The organism is Streptomyces achromogenes (genome assembly GCF_030816715.1).
Classification (GTDB): Bacteria; Actinomycetota; Actinomycetes; order Streptomycetales; family Streptomycetaceae; genus Streptomyces; species Streptomyces achromogenes_A.
The window spans coordinates 7249648-7269632 of record NZ_JAUSYH010000001.1; the positions used below are offsets into that span (position 1 = coordinate 7249648).

General features: G+C 68.8%; 19 protein-coding genes and 1 pseudogene. 12 read left to right on the forward strand and 8 right to left on the reverse strand.

The genetic code is table 11. From position 1 onward, the window contains the following. Nucleotides 1–184: 184 nt before the first annotated feature. Nucleotides 185–1153 (reverse strand): helix-turn-helix transcriptional regulator, encoded by a 969-nt coding sequence (locus tag QF032_RS32430; RefSeq protein WP_307058790.1) that lies wholly within the window; start codon nt 1151–1153, stop codon nt 185–187. Between the two features lie 105 nt (nt 1154–1258). Between QF032_RS32430 and QF032_RS32435 the strand changes: the two genes are divergently transcribed. Beyond that, complete coding sequence (locus QF032_RS32435) at nt 1259–2227, forward strand: alpha/beta hydrolase (RefSeq protein WP_307058792.1); 969 nt, start codon at nt 1259–1261, stop codon at nt 2225–2227. Nucleotides 2228–2295: 68 nt separating this feature from the next. Here the strand turns inward: QF032_RS32435 and QF032_RS32440 are convergent, their stop codons facing one another. Continuing rightward, nucleotides 2296–2919: a TetR family transcriptional regulator gene (locus tag QF032_RS32440; protein ID WP_307058795.1), complete on the reverse strand. Its 624-nt coding sequence runs from the start codon at nt 2917–2919 to the stop codon at nt 2296–2298. Nucleotides 2920–3045: 126 nt separating this feature from the next. Next, nucleotides 3046–3849, reverse strand: a complete 804-nt coding sequence (locus QF032_RS32445) for a hypothetical protein (protein ID WP_307058797.1) — start codon at nt 3847–3849, stop codon at nt 3046–3048. A 472-nt stretch (nt 3850–4321) separates the two neighbouring features. On the opposite strand from QF032_RS32445, the gene QF032_RS32450 reads away from it, so the two are divergent. The 6 genes from QF032_RS32450 (at nt 4322) to QF032_RS32475 (ending at nt 13739) form a co-directional block, all read left to right on the forward strand. Next, nucleotides 4322–5305, forward strand: coding sequence for a carbohydrate ABC transporter permease (locus tag QF032_RS32450; RefSeq protein WP_307058799.1), 984 nt, complete (start codon nt 4322–4324; stop codon nt 5303–5305). A 14-nt stretch (nt 5306–5319) separates the two neighbouring features. After that, nucleotides 5320–6153, forward strand: coding sequence for a carbohydrate ABC transporter permease (locus QF032_RS32455; RefSeq protein WP_307058801.1), 834 nt, complete (start codon nt 5320–5322; stop codon nt 6151–6153). Between the two features lie 118 nt (nt 6154–6271). Continuing rightward, on the forward strand, nt 6272–7618 hold the full coding sequence (locus QF032_RS32460; protein WP_307058803.1) for an ABC transporter substrate-binding protein: 1347 nt from the start codon (nt 6272–6274) through the stop codon (nt 7616–7618). A 51-nt stretch (nt 7619–7669) separates the two neighbouring features. Next, a complete protein-coding gene (locus QF032_RS32465; protein ID WP_307058805.1) occupies nt 7670–8749 on the forward strand; it encodes a LacI family DNA-binding transcriptional regulator in 1080 nt (359 codons plus the stop codon). A gap of 134 nt (nt 8750–8883) precedes the next feature. Continuing rightward, nucleotides 8884–11505, forward strand: a complete 2622-nt coding sequence (locus tag QF032_RS32470; RefSeq protein WP_307058807.1) for a carbohydrate-binding protein — start codon at nt 8884–8886, stop codon at nt 11503–11505. Between the two features lie 101 nt (nt 11506–11606). Beyond that, entirely contained in the window at nt 11607–13739 is a 2133-nt protein-coding gene (locus QF032_RS32475; protein WP_307058809.1) for an alpha-galactosidase, read from the forward strand. A 318-nt stretch (nt 13740–14057) separates the two neighbouring features. Here the strand turns inward: QF032_RS32475 and QF032_RS32480 are convergent, their stop codons facing one another. The 4 genes from QF032_RS32480 to QF032_RS32495 are packed head-to-tail and all read right to left on the reverse strand — an operon-like array spanning nt 14058 to nt 15733. Further along, nucleotides 14058–14924, reverse strand: a complete 867-nt coding sequence (locus QF032_RS32480) for a carbohydrate esterase (RefSeq protein WP_307058811.1) — start codon at nt 14922–14924, stop codon at nt 14058–14060. Between the two features lie 35 nt (nt 14925–14959). After that, nucleotides 14960–15157 (reverse strand): hypothetical protein, encoded by a 198-nt coding sequence (locus QF032_RS32485; RefSeq protein ID WP_307060578.1) that lies wholly within the window; start codon nt 15155–15157, stop codon nt 14960–14962. Continuing rightward, the gene (locus QF032_RS40735) at nt 15157–15348 is read right to left on the reverse strand and encodes a hypothetical protein (RefSeq protein WP_373430409.1); all 192 of its coding nucleotides are present in this window, start codon (nt 15346–15348) and stop codon (nt 15157–15159) included. Before QF032_RS40735 ends, QF032_RS32485 begins: the two co-directional genes overlap by 1 nt. A gap of 46 nt (nt 15349–15394) precedes the next feature. Beyond that, complete coding sequence (locus QF032_RS32495; protein ID WP_307058813.1) at nt 15395–15733, reverse strand: hypothetical protein; 339 nt, start codon at nt 15731–15733, stop codon at nt 15395–15397. Here QF032_RS32495 and QF032_RS32500 point away from each other — a divergent pair. The 4 genes and pseudogenes from QF032_RS32500 to QF032_RS32515 all read left to right on the forward strand — a co-directional run. Further along, nucleotides 15720–16149, forward strand: a pseudogene (locus tag QF032_RS32500) (WYL domain-containing protein); the annotation flags it as partial. The gene QF032_RS32495 and the pseudogene QF032_RS32500 overlap by 14 nt on opposite strands. A 151-nt stretch (nt 16150–16300) precedes the next feature. After that, nucleotides 16301–16552: a hypothetical protein gene (locus QF032_RS32505; protein ID WP_307058814.1), complete on the forward strand. Its 252-nt coding sequence runs from the start codon at nt 16301–16303 to the stop codon at nt 16550–16552. Nucleotides 16553–16746: 194 nt separating this feature from the next. Next, complete coding sequence (locus QF032_RS32510) at nt 16747–18540, forward strand: molybdopterin-dependent oxidoreductase (protein WP_307058817.1); 1794 nt, start codon at nt 16747–16749, stop codon at nt 18538–18540. Between the two features lie 328 nt (nt 18541–18868). Next, nucleotides 18869–19393 (forward strand): hypothetical protein, encoded by a 525-nt coding sequence (locus QF032_RS32515; RefSeq protein ID WP_307058819.1) that lies wholly within the window; start codon nt 18869–18871, stop codon nt 19391–19393. A gap of 41 nt (nt 19394–19434) precedes the next feature. Here QF032_RS32515 and QF032_RS32520 read toward each other — a convergent pair whose 3' ends face one another. Next, on the reverse strand, nt 19435–19563 hold the full coding sequence (locus tag QF032_RS32520; protein WP_307060580.1) for a hypothetical protein: 129 nt from the start codon (nt 19561–19563) through the stop codon (nt 19435–19437). Between the two features lie 134 nt (nt 19564–19697). Here QF032_RS32520 and QF032_RS32525 point away from each other — a divergent pair, with 134 nt between their 5' ends. Beyond that, nucleotides 19698–19961: a hypothetical protein gene (locus QF032_RS32525; RefSeq protein WP_307060582.1), complete on the forward strand. Its 264-nt coding sequence runs from the start codon at nt 19698–19700 to the stop codon at nt 19959–19961. Nucleotides 19962–19985: the final 24 nt, after the last annotated feature.

Genomic DNA, 19985 nt, shown 5'->3' on the forward strand with positions numbered 1-19985 from the left:
AACACGGCTTCGGCGGCTCGCGCCCGCCGTCCGATTCCACCGGGTCCTGAACCGGCTGGCGCCGATCGCCGCGAACGGGACGGCCACACAGGCACAGGGGCGGCAAGACCAGTTGGCGCAGCCTGACGAGGTCGACGGCGCTCTCGATGCCGACTTGTTGCTCGGCGCAGGTCTGTCGGTGCCGTCAGGCCCGCGCACCGTAGAGCGTGGCGAGTTCGGCGGACACGGCGGCGAGTTCGGCGCGGGCCTCGGGCGGGTCGAGGACCTCGACGGTGGCGCCCATAGAGAGCAGACCGCGTACGTCGGGAAGTTCGCGGAAGGCGAGTTCGGCGAGGGCCCAGCCGTCATCCATGAGGTGAAGCGGGGCGACCAGACGGGAGACGAAAAGGCGCTGGAAGATCTCCAGTTGCTCGCGGCGTACGCGGCAGTGGACGTGGATGCCATCCGGCAGGCTCTCGAAGCGTTGGCGCAGCAGGGCCCAGACGGTGGCGAGGTCTTGGCCGGGACGGCGGTGGACGGGTTCGTCGACGACCTCGGCGGCAAGGACGCGGTCGGCACGGAACATCCGGGGCTTGCCGCCCCGGTCGGCGACGAGATACCAGACGCCTGCCTTGCTGACCAGCCCGTACGGGTCGACGGTATAGCGGTGCGGCTCGCGGGCGTCGCTGCTGCGGTAGGTCAGCTGGAGCCGGCGGTCGGTGAAGGTGGCGTGCTGGAGCTCTGCGAGATGGGCGTCGGTAGCCGTTTCGATGCCGTGCATCCAGCGGACGGGGTCGACCAAGACGCGCTCACTGATGCGCTCGGCGTCGCCGCGGTGCCGGGCGGGCAGCGCGGCCATGACCTTCCGGAGCGCCGAGCGGATCGCCTCACCCAGGCCGAGCGCGTCGTGCGTGCCCTCGGTGGCGAGGACGAACAGGGCGCGCGCCTCGTCGTTGGTCAACCCGGTGACGTCTGTGCGGTAGCCGGGCAGCAGCCGCACACCGCCGCTGCGTCCACGCTCCGTCCACACCGGTACGCCGGCGGTGGAGAGTGCCTCGACGTCGCGGTAGACGGTGCGAACCGAAACCTCCAGGTGTTCGGCGAGTTCGACGTGGGAGATCCGCTCGCGGGCCTGCAGGAGCAGCAGGATGGACAGCAGTCGGTCGGCTTTCACACGGGCGAGCGTAAATCCTGACGGCCGATGTCACGTATGGATGGAACGCTGTCCTTGCCGTCCCGAAGATCGCGCGAGCGAGATTTTCCTGAGGAGCAGACCCCCGTGTCCTACGCGTTCGATCCCGAGCTGGCCCACTGGGTCCCGATGATCAATGATCTGCCGTTCGCCGACCTCGCCGCCGCCCGCGCGGCCGAGAAGGCGATGACGGCGAACCTGCCCATGTACGAGCCGGCCCGGCCGGTCGACGTCCGCGACACTCTTGTCCCGGGGCCTGAAGGCGCACCGCAGGTCCCGGTCCGGATCTATACCCCGGTCGGCGCCGAGGCGGCGGACACCGGCCTGCCCGGCCTGGTGTACATGCACGGCGGCGGCTATGTGCTCGGCAGTTTGGACTTCTGCCACTCCGACCTGCTGCGGATCGCCGACCAGGTCGGCGCGGTGGTGGTCTCGGTGGACTACCGGCTCGCGCCCGAAAATCCCTTCCCGGCCGGACTGGAGGACTCCTACGCCACGTTGGTCTGGACGGCCGGGCACGCGACAGAGCTGGGCATCGACCCGGCCCGGCTGGGCGTCGGCGGTGACAGCGCGGGCGGCGGACTCGCCACGGCCGTGGCCCTGCTGGCCCGGGACCGCAGCGGCCCGGCGCTCTGCTTCCAGTACCTGGGAGTCCCGATGCTGGACGACCGGCTGGAGACGCCCTCGATGCGGGCCTTCACCGACACCCCTGTGTGGAACCGCCCCATCGCCGAGATCTGCTGGAGTCACTACCTGGGCGGCGAGGGCCGCCGTGGCGGCCCCGACCTCCCCGCGTATGCGGCCCCGGCCCGTGCCGCGGACCTCACCGGGCTGCCGCCGGCGTTCGTCTACGTCTGCGAGTTCGACCCCCTGCGGGACGAAGGGATGATCTACGCGCAACGGTTGGTACAGGCGGGGGTCACCACCGGGTTGCATCTCTACCCGGGGACATTCCACGGTTCGGTGGGTCTGAGGGATGCGGCCATCAGTCAGGAGATGCTCTCGGACGTGATGGACGGGCTGCGGCGCGGCCTGCGCGTGCGCTCGGTGCGGTAGCGGCCACTTTTCGCCGTGGCAGAGCCGGCGTCTGGCGTGGTGGCGCGCCGACGGGGCGGCGGGCCCGGTTACTCTCTCAACGCGCCCATCGCCCGGTCGAGCAGCACGGCCAGCGGGACAGTACCCTCACAGGCCACCCATCCCGTGGCTGCCACGTCCAGGCAGGCGAGGGCGGCGGCGGCCAGTGCAGTCGCCCTGGTGTCCTCCGGCCGGTCAGGGCTGACTCCCAGCCGCCGGGCGATTTCCGGAACCAGCAGTTCCTGCCAGCTGAGCGTCTTCTCGTGGTGCCCGGCGCGCAGTGACGGCGTCTCCTGCAGCATGCGCAGATAGGCGAGTGTCTGCTCGGGCGCCTGCGCATTTGCCTGCGTGAGGACGTCGAACGCCCGGCGCAGTGCTTTCCAGGGCCGTTCGTCGTCGGGGCGGGCGGCCAGCGCCTCCGCGATCTGACGGCCGGATTCCACCAGGCGTCCCAGGACGATCTCTTCCTTGGTTCCGAAATACCGGAACAGACTGGCGCGCGACAGGCCCACCTCGGCGGCGATCTGGTCGACGGTCGTCCGATCGAACCCCTGCTCGATGAAGAGCCGGTGCGCCACCTCGACCACCTCCGCCTGAACCGTCGCGCGCATGCGCTCACGCAGGCCGGGCGGCTTGCGCGCGGACTGGGCGGAGGTACGAGCATTCTCATTCATAGGCAGAAGGATACAGTAATGACTCATTTTGATATTGAGTATCAATCTGATGCGTAGTCTCCTTGGGTGGATCTCGATCCGCCCTCGTGCTTCCGCGCGGCTACGCAAATGCACCGGCTTGCGGATTCATTGATGCGGTGCCCGGCTCGGGCGCCAAGACGCGCCGCGTTTGGGACCGAGGACCCCGCGCACCGGCGCCGAGGGCGACTGGGTGTGCCGTACGGCGGTGAAGAGCAGGCACAACAGAGCCGCTTCGCCCGCCGCCCGGCTCGACGACCCGGTGGACCTCGGGGGCGCATCGCTCGGATCGTCGCATTGCGCACGGCCGGTCGGCAGGTGGGCAGGTCGGCCCGAGGAGCAATTCAGGACGGCCCACTCCTTCACAGCCAGTGCTGACTGTGAAGGAGTGGAGTCATGGGCAGGCGGGACGAACAACGCGCTACCGCACGGGCCCGGATCGTGGACGCCGCCGTGGCGACTGACGGGGACCGGCATCAGGGTGCTCGTGCCGTCGTCGAGGAGGACGCGCTCGGCGATGCGGCCCTGGTCGCACCACAGATCGTGGCGGCAGCGGCCGAAGCGCAGGAGCTCGTAGGCACGTGGTTTGACCGAGCCGTGCTGCCGGTTGATGACCAGCAGACCGAGGCGGGCGAGGGCGTCGCGGTGGACGCCGCGGAAGGCTCCGTCGTAGATGACGCCCATGCAGCCGGGAAGCAGGCTGCTGAGCTGGCTGAAGGAGCGCACGGCGACGGCGGCTTCGTCTTCGTAGTCGCCGCCGGCGACATGCCGGACGGCGAGGATGGCGCGCTGCCAGTAGCCGTCGTAACGGGCCGAGGCGAAGAACCACTTCGTGCCCCGCGCGAGGCGCTTCTCCTTCTCGCCGTTCTCGTAGTAGAGGCGGGCCGCGGGGTCTACCCGATGCCTGCGCATCTCCCCGGTAGTGGTGTCGACAGTGAAGGAGTGCTCCGCTTTGGAGGGCGCTTTGGGGACCAGGCGTTTGTCACAGGCTCGCTGCTGGCCTTTGGCGTTGCCGGTGGAGTGGACCAGGATCCGGCCGACCTCAAGCGGGGGGTCGCTTTTGCGGGGACCGTTTAGCAGGTGGGTGTCTTCCAGGACCCGGTAGGTCTCCGCTGTGCGGAGGGGATCTTCTATCCGGCCGTGGGGCGCGGCTTCCTCCGTGAACCATGCCGGGGCCGGCGGATCCCCACCTGAAGTCTGTCGCGAGGAATCCTCACGGCACCTCTTGACGAGGAATGCGTTAGCGCTAACACTTCACTCACATCCAGCAGCGCAGTATCGCGCAGCCGCGTCGTGAGCCCCACCTCCAGTGGCTTCTGCTTCCCCATGCTTTTCCGGCCGGTGTCCCAGCTGCACCGGACGAGCCGCCCGACGGAGCGTAAGTGTGATCGATAACATCTCACCCACCAAGACTTTTCCGGGGGGTGACGGCAGCCGCCGTCACCCAGCCGAATCCCCGCCATCGTCCACGGCTGGGCACCGCCGCGGGCGGGGCCGGATCCGCGCCACCCTGGAGGCGTACCTGCTCCTCGCGCCGAGCCTCGCCGGGCTCCTGATGTTCCTCGTGGCGCCCATCGTCGGGGTCGTCGTCATCAGCTTCTTCGACTGGAACCTGATGGGCACCCCGCGCTTCGTCGGGCTGGCGAACTACCGCGAGATGATGGGCGACAGTGAGGTGTGGCGCGCGATGCGCAACACCGTGTACTACGTGCTGCTGAACATCCCCGCGCAGACCGTGCTCGCGCTGCTGCTCGCCCTCGCGATGAACCGGAAGCTGCGGGGCCTCAAGGTGCTCCGGGTGTTGTTCGTCCTGCCGTGGATGGCCATGCCGGTGGCCCTCGGCATCGTCTGGAGCTGGGCGTTCGATCCCCAGCGCGGCGTGGTCAACCAGTTCCTGGCCCTGTTCGGCGTGGACGGCCCGGCGTGGCTGTCGTCCACCGGTTGGGCGATGCCGGTGCTCGCCTCGGTCAACATCTGGCAGTACACGGGCTACACCATGCTGTTCCTGCTGGCGGGCCTCCAGGCGATTCCCGAATCGCTCTACGAGGCGGCCGACCTGGACGGGGCCGGCACCGTCCAGCGCTTCTTCCGGATCACGCTGCCGCTGCTGCGCCCGTCGATGTTCTTCGTGCTGGTGACCAACACGATCGGGTCGTTCCAGATGTTCGACACCGTCTACGTGATGACCCAGGGCGGGCCGGGCGGCTCGACGGACACGATGAACTACCACATCTACCAGCAGGCGTTCCAGCTGTTCCGCACCGGCTACGCCTCGGCGCTGGCGATGCTGCTGTTCGCCGTGATCCTGCTGGTGACGGCCGTCCAGCTCCTGTACTTCCGCAAGCGCACCATCTACGACTTCAGCTGAGGACGGCCACGATCATGTCTTCTCTCTCCACCGCCGTCCGCAGAACGACGCTGTACGGGATCCTCGCCGCTGGAGCGCTGCTGTCCGTGGCCCCGTACCTGCTGACGCTGAACGGCGCGCTCAAGCGTCCGGCGGACCTGCTGTCGACCGACGCCTGGATTCCCGCACATCCCGCCACGTTCGCCAACTTCACCGCCGTGTGGAACCAGTACGGGATGTCCTCCTTCCTGCTGCACACCCTGTCCGTCGCGGTGCTCGTCACCATCGGGCAGGTGGTGTTCAGCGCGCTGGCGGCGTATGCGCTCGCCCGGATGGAGTTCCCGGGGCGCGACTGGCTCTTCTGGGGATACCTCGCCACGATGATGGTGCCCCAGATGATCACGCTCGTGCCGCTGTTCCTGATGATGCGTGAACTCGGCCTGGTGGACACCTACGCGGGTCTGATCCTGCCCACCCTCTTCGGCACCCCGTACGGCGTCTTCCTGGTACGCCAGCACTTCCGCACCATTCCCCATGACCTGGAGGCCGCCGCCCGCATCGACGGGGCGAACACCTGGACCATCCTGGTGCGGATCATGCTGCCGCTGAGCCGTCCGATCCTCGCCACGCTCGCGATCATCACGTTCGTCAACACCTGGAACAACCTGATCTGGCCGCTGATCATCACCAACAGCGACCGGACCCGGGTGATCACCGTGGGCATCTCCGCCCTCCAGGGCGAACACGTCTCCGACCTGCCGCACATCGTGCTGGCCGGGGCGGCCCTCGCCCTGCTTCCCCTGATCGCCGTGTTCCTTCTGTTCCAGCGGCACATCGTGCGCTCCATCGCGCTGACCGGCCTCAAGTAGGCCGTCCGCCGCCGCGGCCCGAGCGGTCCGCTTCCACCGAAGACGTCACCGCCCACCGGCCCCCCGGTTCCCCCCCGCACCACCTCGCACCACCTCGCACCGAAAGGGACGCCCAACCATGTCCGCTTCCTCCAGAAGAGTCCTGGCCGCCACCGCCACCAGCGCACTCCTGCTCTGCCTCACCACCGCCTGCGGCTCGTCCGGCTCGGACACCTCCTCCGGAGGAACCGTCACTCTGCGGTACGCCATCTGGGACGCCGTCCAGGAGCCGGCGCTGCAGAAGTCGGTCGCCGTGTTCGAGAAGCAGCACCCGAAGATCAAGGTCAAGATCGAGCTGAACGCGTGGGCGCAGTACTGGAGCAAGCTGCAGACCCAGATGGCCGGCCGCACCGCGCCCGACGTCTTCTGGGACCACGTGGCCTACTTCCCGCAGTTCTCCCAGCAGAATGTCCTCGCCGACCTCACCCCGTACATCAAGGCCGACAAGCTGGACACGTCGATCTACGACCCCAAGCTCCTGACGGGCTGGCAGCAGGACGGCAAGCAGTACGGCCTGCCGAAGGACTGGGACACCATCGCCCAGGTCTACAACAAGACCATGCTCGAGAAGGCGGGGCTGACGCAGGACGAGCTGGGCGGCCTCTCCTGGAACACCACCGACGGCGGCAGCTTCGTCAAGGCGTTGCAGAAGCTGACCGTCGACGACAACGGCAAGCACCCGAACGAGCCGGGCTTCGACAGCAAGCACGTCAAGCAGTACGGGCTCGCGCTCGGGTCGGCCAACGGCCAGACGGACTGGTGGGACGCGGCGGTCCAGAACGGCTGCAAGCTCCAGGACAAGGCGTGGGGCAAGTGGACCATCAACCAGCCGTCGTGCGTCAAGGCCATCCAGTTCGTCCAGGACCTGCGGCTGAAGTACCACGTGGCGGTGCCGGCCTCCGTCACCAACACCCCCAACGGGGCCTCCCTGCCGCAGGTCATGGCCCGCAAGCAGGCTGCCGTCGTGTGGGACGGCAGCTGGGACCTCAACGCCTACCAGAGCTCGATGAAGGGCAACTTCGGCGTCGCCGAGCTGCCCAGTGGCCCGGCGGGCAAGGGCACGGTGTACAACGGGCTCAGCAACGCCCTGTACGCGGGCAGCAAGCACCCCAAGGAGGCGTGGGAACTCGTGAAGTGGCTCGGGTCACAGGAGTCCCAGAAGATCATCGTCTCCCAGGGGTCGGTGTGGCCGGGCATCCCCACGCTCAACAAGGACTACGTGGCCGTCTGGCAGAAGCGGGGTGTGGACGTGAGCGCCTTCTCCAAGGAGGCCGAGGGCACGACCGTCGGCTATCCGCTGACCACGTCCTCGGCGACGTACAACGTCAAGGTGCAGGACGCCTTCAACCAGGTGTGGCTGGGTCAGCAGTCCCCGAAGGCTGCGGCGGACTCCGTCAACGAGGAGTCCAACGCGGCGATCAAGTAGGCAGTCACCTGCCATACGCCTCAACCGACCATCCACCAGGAGCCCACGGACATGCAGAACCCCACCCCGGCTAGCCGCGACGAGGAGCCGTCCCAGGACGGCGCCGACCGGCAGCGGTCCGTCAGTATCTTCGACGTCGCCAAGGTGGCCGGGGTGTCCCACCAGACCGTCTCCCGCGTGATCAACGACCGCCCGAGGGTTGCGAAGGCCACCCGAGCACGCGTGCTGGAGGTCATCGACGAGCTGGGCTACAAACCCAACCGGCTCGCCCGGGCGCTGGCCGGGGGAGTGGTGCGCTCGGTGACGGTGCTCACCTCGGACACCACCCTGTACGGCGCCTCCCTCGCCCTGCGGGGCATAGAGGAGGCAGCCCGTGCGGCGGACTTCGCCGTGTCGGTCAGTGTCCTGGACGACAATTCCCCGCAGACGGCGGAGGACGTCGCCGGCCGGCTCGCCCGTCCCGGGGAACCCGTCCTGGTGATCGCCTTCAACGCGGTCGGCGAACGGGCCTGGCAGGCGCTGCCCGCCGAGTTCCCCGCGGCCGCCGTGGTGGAGCGGCCGCGGGAGGCCGGCCGGACCGGCAGACCGGAAGCCTGGCTCGACGACCGGACGGCGGCGGCCCAGGCCACCCGCTACCTGCTCGGCCTCGGCCACCGGACCGTCCACTACATGACGATCCCGTCCACCACGACCCGGGTCGGTCAGCGCGCCGAGGGCTGGCGGGACGCGCTCACCGGCGCCGGCCAACCTGCCCCCGAACCGCTGGAAGGCGGCTGGAGCCCTCGATCCGGATACCTGGCCGCTCGTAGCGTGGTGGCCGACCCGCAGGTCACCGCCGTGCTGTGCGGCAACGACGACCTCGCACTCGGTGTGCTGCGGGCGGCCCGGGAGGCAGGCCGGGACGTGCCGGGCGACCTGAGCGTCATGGGCTTCGACGACGCACCGTACGCGGCGTACACCCACCCCACCCTGACCTCGGTACGGCTGGACTTCGAAGGGCTGGGGCGCGGCGCCTTCGGGATGCTGCACCGGCTGCTCGACCCGGATAACGCCCCGGCGCCACCGCTGTGGGCCGAACCCGACCTGATCGTCCGCGAGAGCACCGGCCCGGCACCGCACCGGACCACCTGACCGTTCCCGCCGGGGTCGTCCCGGCCTGGGCGCCGACAACTCCGTACCGCTCCGTCCGCGGGGGATGTGAGCGATAACATCCCGTCCTCGACCCGTCCTCCCGCAGCGCCGCGGGAGGGGAAAGCAAGGTCCCCATGTCCCTCATCACCCGCACTCCGGGCGCTGCGCCGCCCGGCCGCAGAAGAGCAGCCCTCACGGGCTCGCTGGTCGCCGTTGCCGCCCTCGTGGGCACCGCCCTCGCCGTGCCCCAGACGGCGGCTGCCGCCGGCCAGACCTTCACCGTCGACCTCGGCACGACCACCGGCACCGTCCTGCGCGGCTCGAACGGCGCGCTGTACGGTCAGAGTGACGACGGCGTCCCCAGCGACAACCTGCTGGCGCCGCTGAAGCTCACCACCGGCTCGCAGAAGCCCCCGAACGGCGCCCAGCACCCCAACGGGGACATCCTGGACGTGGCCCCGTCGTTCTTCCGCAACGGCGGCGGCACGATGTACACCAACATCCAGGACGAGTACTCGGCTTGGCCGTACCAGAACCTCGGCATGACCGACTACCTCACCAAGGTCGACGCCGCGGTCAACGCGATCAAGGGGACCTCGTACGCGGACAAGGTCGTCTTCGTCCCCTTCAACGAGCCCGACGGCAACTGGTACACCGGCCTCGGCAGCAGTGACACCACCACCTACCAGACGGCCCTGAGCAAGTTCGAGTCCGACTGGAGCACCGTCTACGCCCGGATCCAGACCGACATGCCCGGCGCGAAGATAGGCGGGCCCAACACCGCCAACTACCTCAGCAGGTTCTTCGGCGACTTCCTGACCTACGCCAAGTCCAAGAACCAGCTGCCGGACGTTTTCACCTGGCACGAGCTCGGTCCCGCCTCGCTCTCCTCCTACCGCGGCCACTACTCGACGTACCGCTCCCTCGAGAGCGCCCGCGGCATCAGCCCCATCACCGTCAACATCGACGAGTACGCGAACCGGCGTGACCTGTCCGTGCCCGGGCAGATGGTGCAGTGGGCCACGATGTTCGAGGACACCAAGAGCTACGCCCAGCAGCCCTACTGGGACGCGGCCGGCAACATGGACGGCAACACGGCCCGCACCAACAGCCCCAACGGCGCCTGGTGGTTCTGGCACGCGTACGCCGGGATGACCGGGCAGACCGTCAAGGCGACCCCGCCGCAGGTCAGCGTCCAGGACACGCTCCAGGGCATGGCCTCGCTGGACACCGGCCGCAAGCAGGCCCAGGTGCTCCTCGGCGGATCGGCCACCGACACCAACGTGGTGATCAACAACATCCCGAGCGCCACCTTCGGCAGCAAGGTCGAGGTCACCGTCCAGGAGCTGGACTGGAGCGGCTACGACGGCGTGTCCGCGCCGCCGCAGACCATCTCCCGCGCCGCCTTCACCCCCTCCAGCGGGTCCATCACCGTTCCGCTGACCGGCCTGAACGCCATGTCGGCCTACCGCATCACGGTCACCCCGAACGGCGGCGGCACCGCCACCACGCCCACCGTGCCGGCGAGCTCCTCGTACGAGGCCGAGAACGGCACCATCACCAGCGGCACGATCAGCACCCAGGGCACGGGCGCCAGCTACGGCACCGCGCAGAAATACGCCGCCTCCGGCACCAAGGACGTCACCGCCCTCAACCAGGCGACCAGCAAGGTCGACTTCGCGGTGAGCGCCCCGTCGTCCGGCACCTACAACCTGACGGTCTTCTACGGCAACCAGACCGGTACCCCGGCCCAGCAGGCCCTGCGCATCGACGGCGCCAACCCCAAGTTCGTCACCTACCCGGACACCCTGAACTCCGAGTACCGGGGCACGGTCACCGTCCCGGTGACGCTGAGCGCGGGCAGCCACACCATCTCCCTGGCCAAGTCCGACGCCACCCTGGGCACCGCCGCGGGTGACGTGACCCTCGACAAGATCGACCTGACGGCCGTGCCGAGCACCCCGCAGACCCTGTACGAGGCGACGTTCGCCGACACCAGCGGCACTCCGAGCTGGTCCTACGGCGATGTGGGCGAGGGCGGGACCGGCGCTGTCGTCCTGGACTCCGGCGACAGCACCACGTTCGACGCCTATGCGCCCACCGACGGTTACTACACCGTGAAGACCGACTACGCCTCCACGGGCGGAACGGCCGCACTGGCCCTGAACGGCACCACCGCCGCCACCCTGGCCGACTCCGGCGGCGCCGCGACCACCGCTAGCAACCGCCTCTACCTGATCGCCGGCATCAACCGGATCAAGGTCAGCCCGAACACCGGCGCCACGGTCACCCTGCGGGACCTGAAGGTGGCCGGCTCGGGTGACACCACCGGCGTCACCAAGTACGAGGCCGAGAGTGGCACCCTGGCCGGAGTGGCCAAGATCCAGTCGAACGTGTGGACCTCCGGCGGCAAGGACGTCGGCTACATCGGCAACGGCAGCGCCAACACGCTGACGTTCGGCAACATCAGCGCCCCGGCCGCGGGCCGGTACGCGGTGGTGGTCCACTACGCCAACAACGACCGGGCGGGCACCGGCAACTACAACACCAACCTCGAGTCCCGCACCGCGCAGCTGACGGTGAACGGCGGCACCCCCGCCACGGCGACCTTCCGCAACACCTACGGCTGGAGCGACTTCTGGTCGCTGGGCACCACCGTCAACCTCAACGCCGGAACCAACACCCTGAAGATCTCCAACTCCTCCTCCTACGCACCCGACATCGACTACATCGAGGTCGCCCCCGTGAACGGCTGACCGTTCCACCTCAGGGACCGCCGCCGACCCCGGCGGCGGTCCCTTCCCTCTGCGTGCCGCCGCACGTTCTCGCCGCCCGACCCCAAGCCCGAGAGGCCGCCATGCCGAACATCGCCCATGACCCCGAACACCGGCTGTGGGTCCTGTCCGGACCCGGCTCCAGTTACGTGCTGCACCTCGACGACGCCGACCGACTGCGCGGCCTGCACTGGGGACCCCGCCTCACGCTCGAACAGGCCGTCTCCCTGCTCCGGTACCCAGAGCCCGGCCGCCGGTCGTTCGAGGACCCCGCGGACGGCACCCTCGACCTCGACACCGCCGGAGCCATGCGCTACGCCCACTCGGGCGTCCAGGTCCGCTTCCCGGACGGCGTCCGCGACCTCGAACCGGAGCCGGCCGGCGAGGAGGTGATCGAACACGAGGACGGCACGGAACTGCTGCTGCGGTTCACCGACCGGCACTACCCGCTCACCCTCGAGACGCGCTACCGTCTGCGCACCGGCACCGATGTCATCGAACGCCACCTCGTCCTGCGCCACACCGGCAGCGAGACCGACGGCGCGATCACGGTCGTGCGCGCCGACTCCGCCACCTGGGTACTGCCAAGGCTGCGTGAGTACCGCCTGAGCCAGGTGCGGGGGCAGTGGAACGCCGAGACGCAGCTGAACCGGACTCCGCTGCCCTACGGCGAGACCGTCCTCACCAGCCGCCGCGGCACCACCGGACACCAGAGCAACCCCTGGGCCATGATCGACGACGGCGAAGCCGACGAGGTCCACGGCGGCGTCTGGTCGTGCGCCCTCGCCTGGAGCGGAAGCTGGCGGCTCACCGCCCAACGGCTGCCCACCGAACGGGCCACCCTGTCCGCGGGCTTCGGCCACGACCCGGTCACCTGGGAGCTGCCGCCGGGCGAGGAGCTGGCCACCCCGGTCTGCGCGGGGGCGTACACCGAAGGCGGCTTCGGAGCCGCGTCCCGGCTGTGGCACCGGCACGTCCTGGACCATGTGCTGCCGCACCCGGGGGAGCTGCGGCCGGTGCTCTACAACTCCTGGGAGGCGACCGAGTTCGACATCGACGTCACCGGTCAGATCGCGCTGGCCGAGAAGGCCGCGGCGCTCGGCGCCGAGCTGTTCGTGATGGACGACGGCTGGTTCGGTGCCCGCACCCATGACGCCGCCGGTCTCGGCGACTGGACCCCCAACCCGAACCGCTTCCCCGACGGCCTCGCCCCACTGATCGACCGGGTGCACGACCTGGGCATGCAGTTCGGCCTGTGGGTCGAGCCCGAGATGGTCAACCCCGACAGCGACCTGTACCGCGCCCACCCCGACTGGGTGCTTCACCACCCGCACCGCCGCCGCACCGAGCACCGCAACCAACTGGTGCTCAACCTCGCCCGCCCCGACGTGGCCGCCTGGCTGCACGGCAGGCTCGACGAACTGCTGTCGAAGAACGCCATCGACTTCCTCAAATGGGACATGAACCGCCCCTTCACGGAGGCCGGTTGGCCCGACGCCGACGGCGACCCCGACCGGCTGTGGATCGACCACGTACACCACCTCTACGACCTGCTCGACCGGCTGCGCGCCGACCACCCGGACCTGCGCATCGAAACGTGCAGCAGCGGCGGCGGCCGCCTCGACCTCGGCATCCTCGCCCGCACCGACCAGGTGTGGACCTCCGACAACACCGACGCGCTCGACCGCATCGGGATCCAGCACGGCTTCTCCCAGCTCTACCCGGCTCGGATCATGGGCGCCTGGGTCACCGACAGCCCCAACCCCTACACCGGGCGCAGCGTGCCCCTCGACTTCCGCTTCCACGTCGCCATGAACGGTGTCCTGGGCATCGGCGGCGACCTGAACCGGTGGAGCGAAGCCGAACTGGCCCGCGCGGCCGAACTCGTGGCCCTGTACAAGCGCGTACGGCACCTCGTCCAGCTCGGCGAGCAGCACCGGCTGCGGCCCCCCGGGGACGGGGAGCTCAGCGCGCTGCAGTACCTCGCCCCGGACGGCCGGGAAGCCGCAGTGATCGCCCTGCGACGGTCACGGCACTATGGACACCACGACCCAGCCCTGCACCTGCGTGCACTCGACCCCACCGCCCGCTACCGCGACACGGCCACCGGCATCGTGCACCACGGCGCCATCCTGCTCAGCCACGGACTGCCCCTGGACCTCGCCGCGGACGACTATGCCTCCGCACTCGTCCACCTCGTCCGCGAGCCGGCCTGACGACGACGCGCCCCTTGACCGTGTCAGCGATCGAGTTCTGCCCGGACCGCCCACCTGGCCGGGCCGGGCGGGTCCGTCAATCGAACGGCTCTGTCCCGAATCGGCCGGGCAAGCCGCAACCGCCCAGTCTCGGTCAGGGGGTGCATCACGGGTTGGGATACGAGGGCCTTTCGGTTGGTGTAGACGTCGCAATCCACACCGAACCGGAAGGCCCTCACCCGTTCCAGATCCCCCAGAAGAGACCTGGCTCACCCGTCCACAACCTCCCGGGACAGATACAGCCCTTGGCGCCGCCGTCCGCTGTCTCGTCCGCCGGCGCTACTTGAGATACATGGCGAGGGGGAGGTTCTGGCGGCGCACCTCACCGGCGACGAGCCCGGCGATCCGCTGCGCGCCGTAGGTTTCGAAGTGGGTGTGGTCGTTGCAGAAGAACGCGCCCACGGGACCTGAGCCGTAGTCGCCGTTGTTGGGGCAGAAGTACAGGCTGTTGTAGAGGGAGACGCTCCGCGTCTGCAGGTCGATGACCGGAGCCCCGGTGGCGGTGCCGGCGGCGAGGGTCTGGGTGACGAAGCCGCGGCTCTTGGTGGCCGTGCCGCCGGAACAGGTGATGGCGGCCACCGGGGTGAGCAGCACGGGGTGCGCGCCCCGGGCAAGGGCGGCCTGCGCCATCGTGGTCATCAACTGCTGATAGCGGGCCGGTCCGACGTGCCGTGGGCAGGTGGAGGAGGAGTCGTTGATGCCGAACTGGATGAACAGGTAGTCGCCGGCATTCATCCCGGTGCTCGCGTTCAGCATCGCCTGCCAGCGTGACGAGTACATGCTTGGCGTGAGGCGGCACTCGCCGTCGGAGCCCTTGGTGCCGCTCACGTTCCCCTCGTACAGCCAGGTCTGGATGCTGCGGCCTCCCACCGCCTGGTTCTTGACGGTCACGTCGGTGTTGAACAGGGCGTCGAACTGGCTGCCCCACCCGACCGGACAAGGGAGGCCGGCGCTCGGGTCGGCCATGGTGGAGTCGCCGGCCAGCCACACGGTGACCGGCGCGGCCACGGCTCGTACGGCGGTTGCGGCGCGTGAGGCGCCGGTGCAGTTCGCCGCCATGCTGTCGGCCACCGAGGCGGCGCGAATGCCGAGGCTCGACAAGGCGATGACCAGGGCGGTCGTGACGAGTATCCGAAGGTGCTTCATGGGTTCCTTCCGGTGCGGGCGTCGCCGCACGTCGGTCAGCGCAGGTACGCGGCCAGAGGCAGGTTCTGCTCCCGGATGCTCTGGAGCAGCAGTCCGCCGATCTGTGTCGCGCCGTACTGCGAGAAGTGGGTGTTGTCCGTGACGCCGTCGACGGAGGCGCGAAGGAAGAGCTGCGCGGAGGCGGAGGGGCCGAGGGACTCCACCAGTGCCTTGCTCCTGGCAGTCAGGTCCATCACCGCTGCCTGCGGCGGCCCGCGGCGGCGGCTTCGGCCTGGTCGGCCTCACCGAACGCGTCACCGCGCTCGGCGGCGAACTGCGCACCGGGCCACGCCCCGACCGCGGCTGGCAGGTCACCGCCGCCCTCCCGGCCACCGCTGGCAGTCCGGCGCATGACCTCGTCGCCAACAGTGTTGGCACTGCTCACGGTTGATCCCCCCCTGCGGAACACGGGCTCATGCAGTTGCTTGGCCCTACTGCGCCGGCTCACGCTCTGCCTCCATCGCCTGCAGTGCCCCTGATCGCTCCAGGAAGATGCGTCGACTGGTGGCGTTCTGGGCGACGGCGAAGCCGAGGGCGAAGACCTTCTGGCGATCGAGGCCGTAGGAGATCATCCGGTTGTTCCACATACTCTGGTCGAACTGGTTGTGTACGGACTCGGAGTCACTGCGGTAGGGGTAGAGCTGCTGGTGGGTGAGGGTGGACTCCGGAATCTGCTGAAGGTGTTCGGCGCGGTGGAAGTCGCGCTCGGCGTCGCTCTTGAGCCTGCGGCCGGTAGCCGCATCCGTGCCGATGCGGTACGTGACGGGCAAGGACGCCCAGGTCGGCGAGGACCGAACCTTCCGGCTCGATCGCATCGCAGCCGCGAGGGCCCTGTCCGGCTCATTCGAAGCGCCCGTGGGTCCCGGTCCGGCACAACGCGTGTTGTCAGGATTCGCCACGGCCGAGTACAGGCATCAGGTCACCTTGCGGATCACGGGACAGTTGAGCAGATCCGCGCCCACCTCCCCGCCAGCGTCGCGAGCCTGGAGGAGCACGAGCCCGCGGCCGGCCAGGACCCGGCGGCCGAGCACTGGCTGCGCGTCGAGCTACGGGCGGAGCGGCCGACTGGTTGCCTCCGGTACTCGCCTCACTCGACCGGCCGTTCGCCATCGAGCGCCCCGATGAACTCCGCGCCCTCGTCATCGCACTCGCCGATCGCTTCACGTCCTATGCCCGCCAAGCCTGACAGGCGAGGAACCAATGTCATGAGACGGCACAGCTAGTCCTCGTCGGCTGTCGTCTCCGGCCGCGCCCGGCCGACTTGGGGCTCAGCGGCCCGCTGGGCGCGGATGCGCAGGATGCCGCCGATGAACAGGTCGTAGAGCAATCGTCAAGTCGTGCAGCCGAGTCAGCGGATGCGGGAGCTCGGCGTCGTCCAGTACGGCACCCCGGACCTCGCCGAGCCGGTTCGCCCCCTCGACCTGCCCGCCGAGCGCGACGCCGCCGAACGATGCTTTGACCAGCTTCACGCCGAGATGGAGCTGATCGGTCAGGTCCATCCCTTCACCGAGGGCATGGGACTGGCCGCCCCGCAGGCTCGCGTTCCACCGCCAAACGCCCCTAACAATCAGTCAGCACACCGGCAGTGAGCGGACGTCCAACCGCGCGAGTCACGACATCGTCGTCACTGGGCTGTGCTGCGCGTCGCGTGTGCGGGCATCTGCCGAGGATGGTCAGATGGATCGGTCCGCCCATCTTCTGGTGGGCTCGGTCACTGCAACCATGCGTCCGGTGCAAGCGCTGGGGCTGGGCAGTCTTTCCAGCGTGACGGGAGGTCGATGGCATGCCCGATGACGAGCACGTGACGGGTGACGGTGCGCTTCCGCACGCGTCGGGTGCCTCCTCCCAGATCCCCGGAGATTTCCGCGCGAACCTGACGCGAGGTGACGACGTCGTCGACGTGGCGACCTGGGCCGGCTCTGTTCCGGCGGCCAGCGGGGTCGCTCCGCGGGTGCGTTTGGGCAGCAGATGGTTCAACCTGCTGTGGCTGCTCCCGATCGGCTTCGTGGGGTTGCTGGGATGCGTCGCCGCAGCGAAGGGACTGCGGGACATGCCGTCGGTACAGCGGTTCATCACCGAGTATCCCGGCATCGACCCGCGCGCGGATCCCGACGGCGCCTACCTGGGCGTCCCGTCATGGGCACGGTGGTCGCACTTTTTCAACCTGTTCTTCATGCTGTTCACCCTGCGGTCGGGACTGCAGATCCTGGCCGATCATCCACGCCTGTACTGGACCCGGCACAGCACCCCGGGTCGGGAATGGTTCCGGATGCAAAAGCCGGTCTCCGCCGACCCGCTGTGGACCGCGAAGCAGGACTCGATCGGCCTGCCCAGCGGGGTCGGCCTTCCCGGGATCCGGCACTCGATCGGTCTGGCCCGGTGGTGGCACCTGGGGGTGAACACGCTGTGGCTGCTCAACGGTGTCGTGTTCTACACGCTGCTGTTCGTCACCGCACAGTGGGAACGCCTGGTCCCCACCAGTTGGAGTGTCTTCCCCAACGCCGCTTCTGTGGCCATCCAGTACATGTCGCTGGACTGGCCGCGGGAGAACGGCTGGGTGGCGTACAACGGGCTGCAACTGCTGGCCTACTTCGTCACGGTCTTCGTCGCGGCACCGCTTGCATTGATCACGGGGCTGGGTATGTCACCGGCGCTGTCGACCCGCTTCAAGCGGCTCAGCCGGGTGCTGAACATCCAGACCGCCCGCTCGGTGCACTTCCTGGTCTTCGCCTGGTTCGTACTGTTCATCGTGGTCCATGTGAGCCTGGTCCTCACGACCGGGCTGCTCACGAACCTCAACCACATCAGCAGCGGCCGCAACGACAGCAGCTGGCTCGGTTTCTGGATCTTCCTCGGCTGGATGGCGGTGGTCGTCGCCGCCTGGGTGGCGGCCACACCGCTGACTCTGCGTCACCCCCGGGTCGTGCAGCGCGTCGGGTACGGGCTCATCGGCCCGGCCCAGCGTCTGTTCGAACACGTGGATCTCTCTGCCGGCGAGTACGGCGAAAAAGACATCTCTCCCTACTTCTGGCACAACGGCCGCTACCCCGACTCTGCCGAGTACAAGGCCCTGCGGTCCAGCGGTTTCGCCGAGTACCGGCTGCGCATCGGCGGCCTGGTCGCCCACCCGGCCGAGCTGTCCCTTGACGACCTGAGGAAACTGCCCGCGCACGAGCAGATCACCCAGCACTTCTGCATCCAGGGCTGGTCCGGTGTCGCCAAGTGGGGCGGCGTGTCCATGGCCACGATCCTCGACCTGGTCGGCCCGGACCCCCACGCAAGATGGGTGGTGTTCTACTCCCTGGGAGAAGGCTCCGACGGCGGCACCTACTACGACGCCCACCCCATCGAACACATGCGCAGCAAGCTCGCCATGCTCGCCTACGACATGAACGACGAGGCACTGTCGTTCGGCCACGGCGCGCCGCTACGGCTGCGCAACGAACTCGAACTCGGCTTCAAACAGGTCAAATGGATCAAGGAGATCGAGTTCGTCGCCGACTTCGCCGACATCGGCAGCGGTTTTGGCGGCTACAACCAGGATCACGAATTCTTCGGCTACCGGCAGTCCTTGTAGCAGTTGTCGACCTGGTGAGCGGGAGGAACACGTAGAGCAGGACAGGTGACGCCGACAGATGGGAGACATTGCAAGAAATCGGGGCAGCACAGCAGCGTGAGGCACCGCCGGACGGCTACGTCGGCGGACAGCCGAGATCAACCCTCTGGGCGACTCCCGCCCGTAGAGTCCTCCTCGGCCACCGAGTTCGGCGAGATGTGATGTACGCCATAAGGGGAAATGGGGAAAGGGACACGATGGCCCGTCGTAGCGCGACACACCAGAAGGTCGGCTCTGCTGGAAAGCAACACGAACTGCGGGGGACACGGTCTCTGCGGAAACAAACCACGTGCGTGAGCTGCACTGGAGCCCGACAGCCCTCGGCATCGTCATGGGCGCCGGCGGTGCCGGCGGCATCCTCGGTGCCCTCGTCTGGCAGCCCCTGGAACGGCGCTGGGGCCCAGGCCCGGTGATGCTCGGAGCGCTCTCCCTCAACCCACTCGCCCAAATCCCTCTGGTTCTCGTCGGACCCGGACTTGGCGGGCAGATCGCCATCGGTATCGGCATGGTCATCCAAACCGGCGCTGCGGTGTGCCACGGCGGCCTCCAGAGGGCGGTCCGCCAGGAACTCGCCCCCGACGAACTCCAAGGGCGGGCCCAGGCAACCGGAGCGTGGCTCGCCTTCAGCCTGCGACCCTTCGCCGCCCTCGCCGCTGGCGGCCTCGGCACGTGGCTAGGGCTCCACCTCACCCTCACGCTCAGCACCGCGGCCCTGGTCATCCCGTTCCTTGTGCTCTGGAACTCACCCGTGCGGGACCTGGGCACGGTCGCCCCCGCTTCCCTGACTGTTGCCGAGGAGCCCGCGAATCCGTGACGATCAACAACCCGGCCACGTACTGGGATCCGCTGTGGACATCAGGGCGCCGCTACCGCCGTCTCAGCCTCGAAGAGCAGCAGCTGACCGGCCAGTTCCTCGGCGCCGGCCACGGTCGGCCCGCGCTCGACGTTGGCTGCGGCGACGGTGTCCTTGCCCGGTATCTGCATGGTGACCTGGGATACCGCACCACAGCGATCGACTGTTCCTCGGCCGCGCTGGAGATCGCGCCCAGGCCGAGCAGGACACGTCCGACGGTCCGCATTTTCAGCGGCTGGACGTCGAGACCGAGGAGATCCGGGCGTTGCCGGAGGCGGGCTACGCCGCCGTCACCTGCCGCTTGGTGTTCGCCTTCATCAAGGACAAGGCGGCCTTCCTCTCCCTCGTCCGATACCTTCTCCCACCCGGCGGGACGTTCTGGGTCGTCACCCCGCTCGCTGAACGCCTCCCGGACGAACGGAAAACCATCGGGATCAGCCCGCAGCACGCCGAATTGCTGACAGCGTCCTGGTCCTCGGTCCACAGCGAAGATCTGGACACCATGCGCTGCTACGCGTTGCGCCCCTGAACCGGTCACCGGTCTCTGGTCCCG

Coding starts and splice junctions, on each gene's coding strand:
- QF032_RS32440 (WP_307058795.1), bottom strand. CDS start 2,919: ATGAATGAGAATGCTCGTACCTCCGCCCAGTCCGCGCGCAAGCCGCCC.
- QF032_RS32445 (WP_307058797.1), bottom strand. CDS start 3,849: ATGCGCAGGCATCGGGTAGACCCCGCGGCCCGCCTCTACTACGAGAAC.
- QF032_RS32455 (WP_307058801.1), top strand. CDS start 5,320: ATGTCTTCTCTCTCCACCGCCGTCCGCAGAACGACGCTGTACGGGATC.
- QF032_RS32460 (WP_307058803.1), top strand. CDS start 6,272: ATGTCCGCTTCCTCCAGAAGAGTCCTGGCCGCCACCGCCACCAGCGCA.
- QF032_RS32465 (WP_307058805.1), top strand. CDS start 7,670: ATGCAGAACCCCACCCCGGCTAGCCGCGACGAGGAGCCGTCCCAGGAC.
- QF032_RS32470 (WP_307058807.1), top strand. CDS start 8,884: ATGTCCCTCATCACCCGCACTCCGGGCGCTGCGCCGCCCGGCCGCAGA.
- QF032_RS32475 (WP_307058809.1), top strand. CDS start 11,607: ATGCCGAACATCGCCCATGACCCCGAACACCGGCTGTGGGTCCTGTCC.
- QF032_RS32480 (WP_307058811.1), bottom strand. CDS start 14,924: ATGAAGCACCTTCGGATACTCGTCACGACCGCCCTGGTCATCGCCTTG.
- QF032_RS32485 (WP_307060578.1), bottom strand. CDS start 15,157: ATGGACCTGACTGCCAGGAGCAAGGCACTGGTGGAGTCCCTCGGCCCC.
- QF032_RS32510 (WP_307058817.1), top strand. CDS start 16,747: ATGCCCGATGACGAGCACGTGACGGGTGACGGTGCGCTTCCGCACGCG.
- QF032_RS32520 (WP_307060580.1), bottom strand. CDS start 19,563: ATGCAGATACCGGGCAAGGACACCGTCGCCGCAGCCAACGTCGAGCGC.